Here is a 13,713-nt window from a genome sequence, read left to right as displayed (position 1 = left end):
CCAACGCGTTACTCGGTGACTGGGTGGATCTCGAGGGGGCAGGTGTAGATGGTGGCGTCTATCGCGCGGGTGTCGGTTGAGTTGGGGGCGGTTACTTCGGTTTTGACGACTTTGGGGTCGGGTTTGTTGTAGGGACCGCACGAGGTGCCCTCGGCGATGGCGTGGGCGGGGTGGCCGGATTTGACCACCACGGTGGGTGGGGTGTCGGCACCGGCGGGGAGGCCGCCGATGTGGCCGTTGGGGGTGCGTTCGGCGTGGATGACGGTGCCGGTGTCGGTGATTTCGTCCAGGCCGGGGTAGCCGGTGAGGGTGCAGGCCTGGGACGGGTTGGCGATGGCGAAGGTGAGGGTTGTGCCGTTGTGGCTCATGGCGGCGCCCATGCTCTTCGCGGTGACGTCGACCTGACCGGAGGCGCAGGCGGGGATGGGGGTGTCGGTGGGTTGCGCGGTCGTGGAGGCGGGAGTGCCGGTGGCCGGGCCGCCGCCCCGGTTGCCACCGGACGGGGTGCCGCCCGTCGTGAGCGCAGAGGTGGTCGGCGCGGGGGACGGAGTGGAGGACGGGGAGCTCGAGCAGCCGGTGGCGGCTGCCAGCACGGCGCACGCCAGTAGTGCCGTGAATCCTGTTGTGCGCATGAGTCACCTATCCCCTTCGATCATCGGATGTTTCCGCAATCGACGGACCGACCGGGTCTGTTACTCACTGCAGCAAGGGATTTCGCCTTGCCCCGGGAGGATCGGCCCCCGACTGACCGATGGTGTCACAGACACTTATTTGTAACTCGCCCTATCGGACAGTCCGTTTATGCGTTAGCGTTTCGAGACGTAATGGTGACCACATTGCATAGCTGTCTGTGCCACCGGTCACGATACGAACATTTCGGAAGAAGACGGGGGTAACCGCAATGATGCGGTTCACGGGCGTGCGCCGGTCCAAGCCGGCGGCGGTGCTGGCGGTGACGCTGCTGGGGGCGGCCCTGCTGCCGATGCAGGGTGCGACGGCGGATCTGCAGTCCGACATCGCGAATCAGGTGCAGCAGTTCCTGGATGTCGGACGGACATCGGTGCCGCGGGCGGACTGCGGGGACGACGCGCTGCCGGAAACCGGTCTGCAGGGCGATGTTCCGGCCGAGGATCGCAACAGCGGGCGCAGCACGCTGGGGTATCGGTGCAATCTGTCGTTCGTCGGCGGCTATGTGGGCAGGGGCGCGGGGATCACCTCGGCGACCTACGACCACTGCTCCTACACCGGGTCGATGTTCCCGGGCAATATTCTCGGGCCCGCGCAGGGTGTGCAGGTGCTCGATGTATCGGATCCGGCGAATCCGGTGGTGACCGGGACCCTCACCGAGCCCGCCATGCTCGCCGGCACATGGGAATCGCTCAAGATCAATGCCGAGCGAAAGCTGCTGGTGGGCACCGGCGTTCCGGTCGGCGAGGGTGCCGGGTTCCTGTCGGTCTACGACATCTCCGACTGCGCCCACCCGCGGCTGCTCAATACCGGTGCGGGCACGAATCTGCTGATGCCGCTGCCGATCACGACCCACGAGGGCGGGTTCTCCCCGGACGGCCGGACCTACTGGGCCTCGGGCATCGCGCCCGGTTTCGTCAGCGCGGTCGACCTGACCGACCCGGCGAATCCGCACGTGATCTGGCAGGGCCTCACCGGCATCGAGGCGCACGGCTTCGGGATCAGCCCGGACGGCAACCGTATGTACCTGTCCGCACTGGCCGGTTTCACCGTGCTGGACATCAGCGCGGTACAGCGCCGGGATCCGAACCCGCAGGTCAACCATCTGGGACGGGTGTTCTGGACCGATGGCTGGGCGACGCAGCACAGTATTCCGGTCACCTATGACGGCAAGCCGTACCTGTTCACCGTGGACGAGGGCGGCGCGGGCGGGGTGAAGCTCATCGATATCTCCGACGAGACCAACCCCACGGTCGCGGCCAAGATCAAGCTGGAGATCAACCTGCCCGAGCATCAGGATTCGATGCTGGCCTCGGCCATGGGCGGCTCGGTGTTCTCCTACGACGCCCACTACTGCGCCGCCGATCGGCCCGCGAATCCGACCGCGCTGGCCTGCGGCTGGGAGGAATCCGGCATCCGGGTGTTCGATGTGCGGGATCCGTTCCACGCCAAGGAGATCGCGTACTTCAATCCGCCCGCCCGCAAGGGCCGGAACCTGGAGCTGTGGAACTCCCCGCACGCCCTGGCCTCGCTCATCGGCGTCCCGGTGATGGAGTTCCCGTCGGCGGCGCGGGCGGTGCTGGAGGGCAAGTTCGATCCGAACAGGGCGCTCTCGTCGCGGTCCGGCATGGTCGCCTTCGGTGACCTGTCCACCGACTGGTGCTTCTCCCCGCCGGAGTGGCACGGCAACCAGCTGTGGGCCACCTGTAATGACAACGGCTTCATGGTGTTGCAGCTCGCCGATGACGTGTACACCCCGCCCGCCGACCAGCAGTCCGTGGTGGGATCGTGACGGCTCGCCCGGGCGCTCGGGTCCGGCGGCCGGCGGCGCCGGCGTTGCTCGCCCTCGCCCTGCTGGCGGCCGGGATGCTGCTGCGCCCACTGCTGATTCCCGAGAGCCGTTCCGCGCCACCGGTGCTCAGCCGGGTCGAGATCGGCTTCAGCCAGGACATGACCGCCCATCACGAGCAGGCGCTGATCATGGTGCAGCGCTTGGATTCCGGGGTGGATCCCACGGTTCGCCGGCTGGCCCAGCAGATCGCCGATGCCCAGCGCATGGAGATCGGCACCATGCTCGGCTGGCTGCGCCTGGCCAATGCCTCGCCGGACTCCACCCATCCGATGGCGTGGATGACGGCGGACGCGGCTGCCGCGCACGACCATTCGATGCCGACCATGACCAGTACGAACGGCACGTCCATGCCCGGCATGGCCACCCAGGCCGAACTCGACTCGCTCGCCGCCGCCCGCGGCCAGGCCGCCGAGGTCCTGTTCCTGCAGCTCATGCTGCGCCACCACCGCGGCGGCGTGGCCATGGCGCAGACGGCCGATCGGCTGCTCGCATCGGGTCCGGTGAAGGAGGCGGCGCGGGGCATGATCACGGCCCAGTCGCAGGAATCGGGGCTGATGACGATCATGCTCGCGCAGCGCGACGCCCAGCCCCTGTTCTGAGGTGCGGAGGCTGAGGTGTTGCCTGTCGCCCACGGCCGCAATGGTTTTGGAGGCGCCATCGCTCGACTGGCGGAATCGGACGCTGTCGCGGGACGCCCGTGTCTGCGTCATTCGATGTGCTGTACTGGCGGCATGATCGAATCTGGTGGCCTGACCGAGGCGGTCGACGCGGTGGTCGAACGGTCGTTGCTCGGCGGCCCACGCCGGTACACCCGCGCGCAGGTGGCCAAGCTGTCCGGTGTGCCCGCCGACCGGGCCCGCAAGCTCTGGGTGGCGCTGGGCTTTCCGGCCGCGGCCAGCGACGACGAGGTGGCGTTCACCGACAACGATGTCGCCGCGATTCGCGCCTTCACCAGCCTGGACCAGGCTTCGATCGCGAACGAGCAGAACCAGATCGCCGCCGCCCGCACGCTGGGTCAGGCGATGGCGCGGCTCGCCGAGTGGCAGGCGGATCTGATCACCCGCGAGATCGGCGGCCGGATCGCGGCGGGCGCCGGGCGGCCCGAGGCGGGCCGGGAGGCCACCGAACAGGCCATCGCGGTCCTCGCCGAATTGCAGGACTACGCCTGGCAACGGCACATGGCCGCGGCGCTCACTCGCTCGCTCGCCTCCGGCGGAGCCACGCGCCACCTGCTGGTCGGCTTCGCCGATATGGTCGGCTACACCCGCCTGTCCCGCCACCTCGACCCCGACGAGCTGACCGAACTGCTGGAGACCTTCGAGTCCGCGACCACCGAGGTGATCACCGCGCACGGCGGCTGGGTGATCAAGAATGTCGGCGACGAGGTGATGTTCGCCGCCGAGGACGCCCGCGCCGGCGCCCGCATCGGGCTGGACCTCAATACGGCGATCACCCGTGCGGCCCAGACGATTCCGGAGATGCCCGAGCTCCGGGTGGGCCTGGCCTACGGACCGGTCCTGACCCGTTTCGGCGACCTCTACGGCACGGTGGTCAATGTGGCCGCCCGGCTCACCGGCGTGGCCCGCCCGGGCACGGTCCTGGTCGACGACGGCGCGGCGGCCGAACTCGACGGCGACGATGAGCTGACGATCCGCCGTCTGCGCAGCGTGCGGGTCAAGGGTTTCTCCCGCTTGCGTTCCCACCTGGTCCGCGAGCGCAAGCGCCGCTAGCCCGACCGCTCCGCCGCCGGTCGGGCCCGGGCAACCTTGGGACGGCACCGGTGATCCCTGCCCGAAGCTCGGTTGTTCCAGCCGATGCCCGGCCTCGTCATCGCTCTCGCCGAGAGTGGGAAATTTCACCGGCTGCGCCCCGGCCTGCTGTGGGTATGGTCGAAGGAATGATCGGCCGACCGGCCGGGAAGGGTTGACTGTCAGCATGACTCGGGCCGAGGCGCTCACCGTTCCGACGCATATCCACGGCTATCCGGAGATCGCGTTCGGTGGCTACCTCGCGGGCCTGCTGGCCGCCCAATCCGGAGCGGACACCGTGCGCGTCGACTTCCGGCGCGCCGTCACGGTCGACACCCCGATCCTGCTCTCCCGCCCCGGCGACGGCCACGTCGCCTTCACCGCCACCGACGACACCCTGCTGGTCGAGGCCGCGCCCGCGGCGCTCACCCTCGATCCACGGCCCGCGCCCTCCTGGGCGGCGGCGAAATCCGCTGTCGAACTGGGGCTGTCGGGCGACCGGACGGTCACCGACTGCTACGGCTGCGGGCTGGCCTGCGAGCCGGGCCGCGGGCTGCTGCTGTTCCCGTCGGAGCTGCCCGGTGCGCAGATGATGGCCGCCGCCTGGACCCCCGACGCCGGGCTCGCCGACGAGTCCGGAGAGCTCCCGCCCGAGGTGGTCTGGTCGGCGCTCGACTGCCCGGGCGGCCGCGCCGCGTTCGTCTTCTCGCGAATGGGCAGCGGCGCGTTCACCGCCGCCATGACCTCACAACAGCTGCGACCGATGTACGCCGGGGCCGACTACATTTCGCACGCGTGGGTGGTCACGCGTGACGGCCGCAAACACACGGTCGGCGTGGCGCTCTCGACGGCCGACGGCGAACTGTGCGCCCTGTCCGAAGGGCTCTGGATCGAACCGCGCCAGGGCTGAGCCGACGCGCCGGGCGCGCCGCGCCGCCGATGCCGTTGGCCGCGAGGCGGACTCGCCGCAACCGCTGAGCCCGGCAACGGTACGCGTGCCACACTGACCGGGTGGCAGGATCTTCGTCGCCCCAGGCCCAAACCGACGCCATGGCAGCGGTCATCGACTGGAATGTCGTAGGCTCCGCGTTCCACGATTTCTGGACCAGCACCTACGCCCGCGAGGTCGCCGACACCGGCCGCCTCACCGGCCGATTCCGCAGCTGGGGGCAGATTCTCCGGTTCATCGCGATGGTCGCCAGCGCCGTGGTGACGGGCCTGGCCGGATTCGAGGGCTCCCTCATCCGCGCCGCCACCGCCTGCGCCGGCGGGGTGGCCGTGGTGGCCACCGGCAGCGCCGCCATCTTCCACGCCGACCAGCGGGTGGCGACCAACCGCCGCACCCAGCAGTTGCTGCTCTCCGAAGGCTGGCGCTTCGTCGCCGGCGCGGGCGATTACGCGGGCGGCCCCACCGCCGCGAACGCCACCAGGTTCCTGCTCAGTGTCGAGCAGATCCTCTCCACCTACGTGGACGACTACATCAAGACCATCGACGAACCCACGCCGGCGCCCTGATCGCCGGACAGCCGGCGGACGAGAGGCACCGGATCGCCCTCGTCCGCAGGCCTTCGGATCAGGCGGGCTAGAGGTTTCCGACGGCGTGCTCGAGCCGGTCGGCCACCAGCTGACGAGCCTGTTCGCGCAGGGCGGGCCGGAAACCGCTGGGGTAGACCGGATCCGCGGGCGCGTAGGCCTTCAGGACCTCCTTCGCCAGGGTGATCTTGTGGACCTCCGTCGGTCCGTCGGCGATGGCCATCACCTGGGCGTAGTTCATCATGTCGAGGAACGGGAGATCGGTGCTGACGCCGATGGCCCCGTGCAGATGCATGGCGCGCTGGGCGATGTCGTGCATGACCTTGGGCATGGCCACCTTGATCGCCGCGATGTCGTGGCGGACCTTGCGGTAGTCCTGTTCCTTGTCGATGCGCCACGCGGTGCGCAGCACCAGCAGCCGGAACTGCTCCATCTCGATCCAGGATTCGGCGATCTTCTCCTGGGTCAGCTGCTTACCGCCGAGCACGCCGGTGCCCATCGGCCGCGACACCGCCCGTTCGCACATCATGTCGAAGGCCTTGCGCACCAGCGCGACCGTGCGCATGGCGTGGTGGACGCGGCCGCCGCCCAGGCGGGTCTGGGCCACGACGAAGCCGAGGCCCTCCGCACCCAGCAGCGCGTCCGCCGGAATGCGCACGTCGGTGAACCGCAGGTGGGCCTCGTGCTCGCTGAAACCAGGGACGGTGAAGTTCCGCACGATCTCGAGACCGGGGGCGTCGGCGGGCACGATGAACATCGACAGCCGCTGATGCGGCGGCGCGTCCGGATCGGTCACCGCCATGACGATGTGGAAGGCGGCGAACTCGGCGGCGGAGTTGAACCACTTCTCGCCGTTGATGACCCACTCCTGGCCCTCGCGCACCGCGCGGGTCCGGAAGGCGGTCGGGTCCGAACCGCCGGTGGGCTCCGTCATGACGTAGCACGAGCCGATCTCGCCATCGAGCAGGGGCTGCAGATATTTCGCCTGCTGCTCGGGCGTGCCGAAGTGGGCCAGGATCTCGGCATTGCCGGAATCCGGTGCCTGACAGCCGAAGACGAGCGGGGCCCACTGGGATGTGCCCAGCATCTCGTTGAGCAGGGCCAGCTTCAGCTGCCCGTAGCCCGGGCCGCCCAGCTCGGGTCCGAGGTGGCATGCCCACAGCTGCTGCTGTTTCACCTTCTCCTGCAACGGTTTCATGAGCGCCCGGATCTCCGGGTTCCGACGGTCGTAGGGGTTGGGGTAGAGCAGGTCCAGAGGTTCCACCTCGGTCCTGACGAACTCCGCGACCCAGTCCAGTTTCTTCTGGTACTCCGGGTCCGTCTCGAAATCCCAAGCCATGATCAGCCTTTCGTGCTCTTGCGCGGTTGGATGAGTCCGTCCAGGACGGTGGTGCAGAGAATGTCGGCGATCTCGTCGGGGGTGTGCTGCCCATCGGGCCGGTACCAGAAGGTCACCGAATTGAGCATGCCCAGTACGCCATTGGTGACCACGTGGTCGTCGGTGCGCAGCACGCCCGCGGCCCGGCCGGCGTCGATGACCCGCTGCCACAGCGCTTGCAGGCGGTCGCGCAGCTCCTGCAGCTCCCGCGCCCGTTCGCCGGTCAGCGCGGTGACATCGCGCAGCTGGATGGCCACGGCCCGGCGATTGTCGATGATCAGCCGGACGTGGCTGTGGATCAGCTTGCGCAGCTTGGTGATCGGATAGTCGGGGCCGTCCGCGATCTGCTCGGCCTCGGCCAGCATGAGCCGGGTGTAGTCGGCGAGGATCTGCCACAGCAGTTCCTCCTTGGATCCGATGTGGTAGTACAGCGCCCCGCGCTGCACATCGGCCCGTTCCCCGATCTCGGCGACGCCGGTGCCGTGGAAACCCTGCTCCGCGAACAGTTCCAGCGCCGCGCGCACGATCCGCTCCCGGGTCTCCCCCGGTCCGCTCGCCGACGCGGGCGGGCGGCCGCGGCGGCGGGCCGGGACGGCGGCGGTCATCGGAATCCGCCGTCCAGGGCCAGGGTCGCGCCGGTGCAGTAGGCGGAGGCGTCGGAGGCGAGGAACAGCACCGCCCCCGCGATGTCGGCGGGCGCCCCGATCCGGCCGAGGGCGGTGTGCCGGGCCAGTTCGGCGCGCATCTGCGGCGGCCACGCCTTGGCGATATCGGTGTCGAAGGGGCCGCAGCGGATCGTGTTCACCCGCACCGACGGCCCGTAGGTGTGCGCCAGCCCCACGGTCAGGGCCTCGAGGCCGGCCTTCGCGGCGGCGTAGGGCACCGCCAGCGGTTCGGGATGCGCGGCCTCGATCGAAGATATATTCACGATCGATCCGCCGCCCGCCGCGGCCATGCGCGCGCCGATGAGCGCCGAGAGCCGGAAGGGCCCCTTCAGATTGGTGGCGATCACCTTGTCGAACATGGCCTCGGAAACCTGGTCCAAGCTGGGATAGAGCAGGGACATCCCGGCATTGTTGACCAGGACGTCGACCGTCCCGAACTCGCCGTAGGCGGCCTCGGCGAGCGTTTCGCACTGCTCCCAGTCGCCGACATTGCAGGCCACCGCCAGCGCCCGTTGCCCGGTCTGCGCACGCACCTCGGAGGCTAGTTCCTCACATGCCCCGAGCTTGCGGCTGGCGATGACGACATCGGATCCGGCCGCCGCGAGCGCCAGCACCATCTCGCGCCCGAGCCCGCGACTGCCGCCGGTTACCACAGAGACCTTGCCGGACAAGGGTTTTCCCATGAATCGCACCTCCGCTCCGAGCGGCCGGAAAATGTTCCAACCAGTACATTAAATATACCGATCGATACAATCAACCCCCATCGTCCGAGGCCCCAACCCCGAGGCCGTGAAATACCGCCCGGTAACCGCGAGTAATATGACGCCCGTACTTTTTCCACCCGGCTTCTCGAAATGAGGCAGTAGATGACAGAGCGGATTCAGGTCGGCGGGCTGCAGGTTGCCAAGGTGCTCCACGATTTCGTGGAGAACGAGGCCCTTCCCGGCACCGGTGTTGATTCCGCCGCGTTCTGGTCGGGTGCCGAGGCCGTCATCAATGACCTCGCTCCCCGTAACCGCGCACTGCTGGCGGAACGCGACGACATCCAAGCCAAGATCGACGAGTGGCACCGCGCGAACCCGGGCGCAGGCTACGACAAGGCTGCCTACAAGCAGTTCCTCACCGAGATCGGCTATCTCCGTCCCGAACCGGCCGACTTCCAGATCGGCACCGAGAACGTGGACGCCGAAATCGCCACCCAGGCGGGACCGCAGCTGGTCGTGCCAGTGATGAACGCCCGCTTCGCCATCAATGCCGCGAACGCGCGCTGGGGCTCGCTGTACGACGCCCTGTACGGCACCGACGCCATCTCCGAGGCCAATGGCGCGGAGAAGGGTTCGGGCTACAACAAGGTCCGCGGTGACAAGGTCATCGAGTGGGCCCGCAACTTCCTCGACGACGCCGTGCCGCTGATCACCGGCTCGCACGTCGGCTCCACCAAGTACTCGATCGAGGACGGCGAGCTCGTGGTCGGCCTCGAGGACGGCACCGAGATCGGCCTCGCCGACAACGACGCGCTGGTGGGTTACCTGGGCGAGCCGGCCAACCCGACCTCGGTGCTGCTGAAGCACAACGGCCTGCACATCGAGATCCAGATCGACCCGGCCTCCCCGATCGGCTCCACCGACACCGCGGGCGTCAAGGACGTGGTGCTCGAGTCCGCGGTCACCACGATCATGGACTTCGAGGACTCGGTCGCGGCCGTGGACGCCGAGGACAAGGTCCTCTGCTACCACAACTGGCTGGGCCTGATGAAGGGCGATCTGGCCGAGCAGGTGTCGAAGGTCGGCAAGACCTTCACCCGCACCATGAACCCGGACCGCGTGTACACCGCCCTCGACGGCAGTGAGCTGGTGCTGCACGGCCGTTCGCTGCTGTTCGTGCGCAACGTGGGTCACCTGATGACCTCCGACGCGATCATCGACGCGGCCGGCAACGAGGTGCCCGAGGGCATCATGGACGGCCTGATCACCGTCCTGATCGCCAAGCACGCCCTCAATGGCGAGACCCAGCTGAAGAACACCCGCACCGGCTCGATCTACATCGTGAAGCCGAAGATGCACGGCCCGGACGAGGTGGCCTTCACCAACGAGCTGTTCGGCCGCATCGAAGAGGTCGTGGGCCTGCCGGTCAACACCCTCAAGGTCGGCATCATGGACGAGGAGCGCCGCACCACGGTGAACCTGAAGGCGTCCATCTTCGCCGCCAAGGACCGCGTGGTCTTCATCAACACCGGCTTCCTGGACCGCACCGGCGACGAGATCCACACCTCCATGGAGGCCGGGCCGATGGTCCGCAAGGCCGAGATGAAGGCCCAGCAGTGGATCAAGTCCTACGAGGACTGGAACGTCGACACCGGCCTGGCCACCGGCCTGCCCGGCAAGGCGCAGATCGGTAAGGGCATGTGGGCCATGCCCGATCTGATGGCCGAGATGCTGGTCCAGAAGATCGGCCACCCGAAGTCCGGCGCCAACACCGCCTGGGTGCCCTCGCCCACCGCCGCCACCCTGCACGCCACCCACTACCACCTGGTGGACGTGTTCAAGCGGCAGGCCGAGATCGCCAAGGGCGGCCCGCGCGCCACCGTCGACGAGATCCTCGAGATCCCGCTCGCCCCGAACACCGACTGGTCCGCCGAGGAGATCCAGCAGGAGCTGGACAACAACTCGCAGGGCATCCTCGGCTACGTGGTGCGCTGGATCGACCAGGGCGTCGGCTGCTCGAAGGTGCCCGACATCAAGGACATCGGCCTCATGGAGGACCGCGCCACCCTGCGCATCTCCAGCCAGCTGATGGCCAACTGGCTGCGCCACGGCATCGTGACCGAGGCGGATGTCATCGCCTCCCTCGAGCGCATGGCCCCCGTCGTCGACCGCCAGAACGCCGGCGACTCGTCGTACTTCCCCATGGCCCCGGACTTCAACGCCTCCATCGCCTTCCAGGCCGCGAAGGAACTGGTCCTCGAGGGCACCAAGCAGCCCAACGGCTACACCGAGCCCATCCTGCACCGCCGCCGCCGCGAGGCCAAGGCCTTCAACAAGTCCGTCTAGGACACATCTACTCCACCCCTGAAACGAATCCCCGGTCGACAGTTGTCGACCGGGGATTCGTTTCAGACGGCTGATTCGATTGTTCCTATGGATGCTAGGTTTTGGCTTAGTGGGCGTAGGAAGGAGGGCGGATGTCTCCGCGGGTTGGGTTGACGACGGAGCGGGTGGTCGGGGCGGCGGCCGAACTGGTCGATGAGATCGGGTTCGAGAAGCTCACGCTCTCGGCGCTGGCCAAGCGGGTGGGGGTGAAGGATCCGAGTTTGTATGTGCATGTACGGGGGCTGCAGGATTTGCGCGTGCGGGTGGCGCTGCTGGCCAGTGCGGAGCTGAACGAGCGGATCGGGGCGGCTGTTCTCGGCCGTTCCGGGAGGGAGGCGTTGGTGGCGTTCGCCGACGCGTATCGGGCCTACGTGCTCGAGTATCCGGAACGCTATGCGGCCACGCAGATTCGGATGGATCCGGCCGAGGTGGCCGATGAGCCGGCGCTGCTGCGCAGCGTCGAGCTGACGGCGGCGCTGCTGCGCGGGTACGGATTGGGGGAATCCGAGGGGCTGGACGCGGCTCGCCTGCTGCGCAGCACTTTTCACGGATTCGCCACGCTCGAGTCGGCCGGCGGCTTCGCTCACTCACGCTCCCCCGGCGACTCCTGGCCGCACATTGTCGAAGCACTGCACCAGACGTTGTCGAACTGGCCGCGCTACCAGGACAGTCCTGCCCGACGATGAAACAAACACCGCGCGAGGTAACCGGATCGGCACCGAGAGCTCGTGTGCGGGCGGCATCAATGGCGGTAGAGGCGGGCCATCGCCGCGGTCTCGGTGGCGATCCGTTCGCGAAGCGATTCGGGGGCGAGGACTTCCGCGCCGGCGCCGAGGCGGAGCAGGTCGGGGACGACGCGGTCGGTGGATTCGATGGGGAGGCGGATGTCGCGGTGGCCGGTGGGGGTGGGGTCGGTGGCCGAGTCGCGCGCGGCCTGCGCGGTGGCGGGGTCCAGGAGTTCCGGTAGCCGGTCGAAGGTTTCGGCGGTGAGGCGGATCAGGGCCGAATGGTGGTGGCGGCGTTGGTCGAAGGAATCCAGGTAGGTGGCCCAGTAGGCGGCGAGGTCGAAGTCGGGTGGGCGGGATACGGGGCCGGGGAGGACCTCGAGTTCCATGATCCGGGAGATGCGGTAGGTGCGCAGGTCGGTGGCGGTATGGCCGACGAGGTACCAGTTGCCGGATTTGAGGACCAGGCCGAGGGGTTCGGTGGTGCGGGTGACCAGATGTGGTGTGGCCCAGCGAATGTAGGTGAAGCGCAGGGCGCGTTCGTTCCAGACGGCGTCGGCGACGGTGGTGAGGTGGGGCGTCGGCTCGGCTTCGCTGTACCAGCCGGGGGCGTCGAGGTGGAAGCGCTCGGCGACACGGCCCGCCCGGTCGCGGAGTTCCGGGGGCAGGGCGGACATGACCTTGAGGTTGGCGGCGGTGACGATCGCACCGAGTCCGAGATCGGCTGCGGCGCTGGGGAGTCCGGCGAAGAACAGGGATCCGGCCTCGTCGGTGGTCAGCAGCTCGAGTTTCGCGCGGAAGCCGTCGAGGAGACGGTAGCCGCCGTCGTGGCCCGGATCGCCGTAGACGGGGATGCCGGCGGCGGAGAGGGATTCCATGTCGCGGTAGACGGTGCGGATCGAGACTTCCAGCTGGCCGGCGATCTCCTGGGCGGTGACCCGGTCGCGTGTCTGCAACAGCAACAGGATCGACATGAGACGGCTGGCGCGCATATCGAAAATTCTGCCCGAATCCACTGACACTAGATGTCAGTGAACCCGACATACTGTCCTCCTCGTTCCGAACGGACCCCGTCCGACCATCGAATGAGGAGACATCGCAATGCCTTTCGTCGAAACCCGCACCGGCACCTCGCTGTTCTACCGCGATTGGGGCACCGGCCGCCCGGTGCTGTTCCTGGCGGCGGCCGGGATGGACAGCACCGAACCGCGCGGTGTGATGGCCGATCTGGCCGGGCGCGGCTACCGCACCATCGCTCTGGACCGCCGCGGCCATGGCCGCTCCGATGATCCGGGCCACGGCTACGACTACGACACCCTCGCCGATGATGTCGCCGACCTGATCGACCACCTGGACCTGCGTGATCTCCTGCTGGTCGGCCATTCCATGGGCGGCGGCGAGATCGTCCGCTATCTGACCCGCCACGGCAGCGCCCGGGTGGATCGCATCGCGCTGGTGGCGGCCGCGCTGCCGTTCCTGCTGGCCACCGACGACAACCCGGACGGCGCCCCGCGCGCGGCCGCCGACGCCCTCCGCGATTCCTGGCACCACCATCAGGACCGCTGGCTCACCGACAATGCCGACCCCTACATCGGTGTCGGCCTGCCCGGCTGCGAGGTCTCCGCGATCACCCGCGACCGCGTCCTGCAATCCATTGCGGGAACATCGATGTGGGCGACCCTCGAATGCAACCGCGCGGTGGTCGAAACGGACTTCCGCGCCGAGATGCGCACCATCACCGTCCCGACATTGATCATCCACGGCGACTCCGACGCCTCGATCTCACTCGATTTCGGCGGCCGCCGCCAGGCCGCCCTCGTCCCGGACAGCGAACTCGTCATCTACGAAAACGCCCCTCACGGCCTCTACCTGACCCACCCGGAACGCCTCACCCGCGACCTCCTCGCCTTCGCGAAGTCCCCGGTTCCCGCCTCGGCGTAGCGGATTCGGTCCAGCCCGGCTGCCGCCCGCTCCGTACCGATCCGGCAGCCGCGGCTCATCCTTGACTCTGTACCCGGGTACCGGGCTGAGAATGG

At 68.4% G+C, this 13,713-nt stretch carries 13 protein-coding genes; 8 read left to right on the top strand and 5 right to left on the bottom strand.

Annotated elements, in window-relative coordinates; genetic code table 11:
* Positions 1 to 8 precede the first annotated feature (8 nt).
* Positions 9 to 632, bottom strand: a complete 624-nt coding sequence (locus ACFXKA_RS08595; RefSeq protein WP_379426675.1) for a DUF4232 domain-containing protein — start codon at positions 630 to 632, stop codon at positions 9 to 11.
* Between the two features lie 269 nt (positions 633 to 901).
* On the opposite strand from ACFXKA_RS08595, the gene ACFXKA_RS08590 reads away from it, so the two are divergent.
* From ACFXKA_RS08590 to ACFXKA_RS08570, 5 genes are all read left to right on the top strand, one after another.
* On the top strand, positions 902 to 2,479 hold the full coding sequence (locus ACFXKA_RS08590; protein ID WP_379426674.1) for an LVIVD repeat-containing protein: 1,578 nt from the start codon (positions 902 to 904) through the stop codon (positions 2,477 to 2,479).
* A gap of 74 nt (positions 2,480 to 2,553) precedes the next feature.
* A complete protein-coding gene (locus tag ACFXKA_RS08585; RefSeq protein ID WP_379426913.1) occupies positions 2,554 to 3,138 on the top strand; it encodes a DUF305 domain-containing protein in 585 nt (194 codons plus the stop codon).
* 132 nt (positions 3,139 to 3,270) lie between these two features.
* Positions 3,271 to 4,269: an adenylate/guanylate cyclase domain-containing protein gene (locus ACFXKA_RS08580; RefSeq protein WP_379426673.1), complete on the top strand. Its 999-nt coding sequence runs from the start codon at positions 3,271 to 3,273 to the stop codon at positions 4,267 to 4,269.
* 205 nt (positions 4,270 to 4,474) lie between these two features.
* Positions 4,475 to 5,197 (top strand): PaaI family thioesterase, encoded by a 723-nt coding sequence (locus ACFXKA_RS08575; protein ID WP_379426672.1) that lies wholly within the window; start codon positions 4,475 to 4,477, stop codon positions 5,195 to 5,197.
* A 101-nt stretch (positions 5,198 to 5,298) separates the two neighbouring features.
* A complete protein-coding gene (locus tag ACFXKA_RS08570; RefSeq protein ID WP_379426671.1) occupies positions 5,299 to 5,802 on the top strand; it encodes a DUF4231 domain-containing protein in 504 nt (167 codons plus the stop codon).
* Between the two features lie 67 nt (positions 5,803 to 5,869).
* Here ACFXKA_RS08570 and ACFXKA_RS08565 read toward each other — a convergent pair whose 3' ends face one another.
* From ACFXKA_RS08565 to ACFXKA_RS08555, 3 genes are read right to left on the bottom strand one after another with little or no spacing between them, the layout of a single operon-like run.
* Positions 5,870 to 7,159 (bottom strand): acyl-CoA dehydrogenase family protein, encoded by a 1,290-nt coding sequence (locus tag ACFXKA_RS08565; protein ID WP_379426670.1) that lies wholly within the window; start codon positions 7,157 to 7,159, stop codon positions 5,870 to 5,872.
* A gap of 2 nt (positions 7,160 to 7,161) precedes the next feature.
* On the bottom strand, positions 7,162 to 7,803 hold the full coding sequence (locus ACFXKA_RS08560) for a TetR/AcrR family transcriptional regulator (RefSeq protein WP_354831780.1): 642 nt from the start codon (positions 7,801 to 7,803) through the stop codon (positions 7,162 to 7,164).
* Positions 7,800 to 8,546, bottom strand: coding sequence for an SDR family NAD(P)-dependent oxidoreductase (locus ACFXKA_RS08555; protein WP_379426669.1), 747 nt, complete (start codon positions 8,544 to 8,546; stop codon positions 7,800 to 7,802). The genes ACFXKA_RS08560 and ACFXKA_RS08555 overlap by 4 nt, the downstream gene beginning before the upstream one ends.
* A gap of 183 nt (positions 8,547 to 8,729) precedes the next feature.
* On the opposite strand from ACFXKA_RS08555, the gene ACFXKA_RS08550 reads away from it, so the two are divergent.
* Both ACFXKA_RS08550 and ACFXKA_RS08545 read left to right on the top strand, forming a co-directional pair.
* On the top strand, positions 8,730 to 10,913 hold the full coding sequence (locus ACFXKA_RS08550) for a malate synthase G (RefSeq protein WP_354831774.1): 2,184 nt from the start codon (positions 8,730 to 8,732) through the stop codon (positions 10,911 to 10,913).
* 131 nt (positions 10,914 to 11,044) lie between these two features.
* Positions 11,045 to 11,638 (top strand): TetR/AcrR family transcriptional regulator, encoded by a 594-nt coding sequence (locus ACFXKA_RS08545; protein ID WP_379426668.1) that lies wholly within the window; start codon positions 11,045 to 11,047, stop codon positions 11,636 to 11,638.
* A 56-nt stretch (positions 11,639 to 11,694) separates the two neighbouring features.
* On the opposite strand, the gene ACFXKA_RS08540 is transcribed toward ACFXKA_RS08545, so the two are convergent.
* On the bottom strand, positions 11,695 to 12,669 hold the full coding sequence (locus ACFXKA_RS08540) for a helix-turn-helix transcriptional regulator (protein WP_379426667.1): 975 nt from the start codon (positions 12,667 to 12,669) through the stop codon (positions 11,695 to 11,697).
* A 109-nt stretch (positions 12,670 to 12,778) separates the two neighbouring features.
* Here ACFXKA_RS08540 and ACFXKA_RS08535 point away from each other — a divergent pair, with 109 nt between their 5' ends.
* On the top strand, positions 12,779 to 13,618 hold the full coding sequence (locus ACFXKA_RS08535) for an alpha/beta hydrolase (RefSeq protein WP_354831766.1): 840 nt from the start codon (positions 12,779 to 12,781) through the stop codon (positions 13,616 to 13,618).
* Positions 13,619 to 13,713: the final 95 nt, after the last annotated feature.

The sequence above is a fragment of the Nocardia sp. NPDC059228 genome (assembly GCF_042754245.1).
Classification (GTDB): Bacteria; Actinomycetota; Actinomycetes; order Mycobacteriales; family Mycobacteriaceae; genus Nocardia.
This window is presented reverse-complemented; position numbering and strand designations above follow the sequence as displayed.

Excerpts from the sequence above, each read along its gene's own strand:
- ACFXKA_RS08595 (WP_379426675.1), bottom strand. The coding sequence starts at position 632 with ATGCGCACAACAGGATTCACGGCACTACTGGCGTGCGCCGTGCTGGCA.
- ACFXKA_RS08590 (WP_379426674.1), top strand. The coding sequence starts at position 902 with ATGATGCGGTTCACGGGCGTGCGCCGGTCCAAGCCGGCGGCGGTGCTG.
- ACFXKA_RS08585 (WP_379426913.1), top strand. The coding sequence starts at position 2,554 with ATGCTGCTGCGCCCACTGCTGATTCCCGAGAGCCGTTCCGCGCCACCG.
- ACFXKA_RS08580 (WP_379426673.1), top strand. The coding sequence starts at position 3,271 with ATGATCGAATCTGGTGGCCTGACCGAGGCGGTCGACGCGGTGGTCGAA.
- ACFXKA_RS08575 (WP_379426672.1), top strand. The coding sequence starts at position 4,475 with ATGACTCGGGCCGAGGCGCTCACCGTTCCGACGCATATCCACGGCTAT.
- ACFXKA_RS08565 (WP_379426670.1), bottom strand. The coding sequence starts at position 7,159 with ATGGCTTGGGATTTCGAGACGGACCCGGAGTACCAGAAGAAACTGGAC.
- ACFXKA_RS08560 (WP_354831780.1), bottom strand. The coding sequence starts at position 7,803 with ATGACCGCCGCCGTCCCGGCCCGCCGCCGCGGCCGCCCGCCCGCGTCG.
- ACFXKA_RS08555 (WP_379426669.1), bottom strand. The coding sequence starts at position 8,546 with ATGGGAAAACCCTTGTCCGGCAAGGTCTCTGTGGTAACCGGCGGCAGT.
- ACFXKA_RS08550 (WP_354831774.1), top strand. The coding sequence starts at position 8,730 with ATGACAGAGCGGATTCAGGTCGGCGGGCTGCAGGTTGCCAAGGTGCTC.
- ACFXKA_RS08545 (WP_379426668.1), top strand. The coding sequence starts at position 11,045 with ATGTCTCCGCGGGTTGGGTTGACGACGGAGCGGGTGGTCGGGGCGGCG.
- ACFXKA_RS08540 (WP_379426667.1), bottom strand. The coding sequence starts at position 12,669 with ATGCGCGCCAGCCGTCTCATGTCGATCCTGTTGCTGTTGCAGACACGC.
- ACFXKA_RS08535 (WP_354831766.1), top strand. The coding sequence starts at position 12,779 with ATGCCTTTCGTCGAAACCCGCACCGGCACCTCGCTGTTCTACCGCGAT.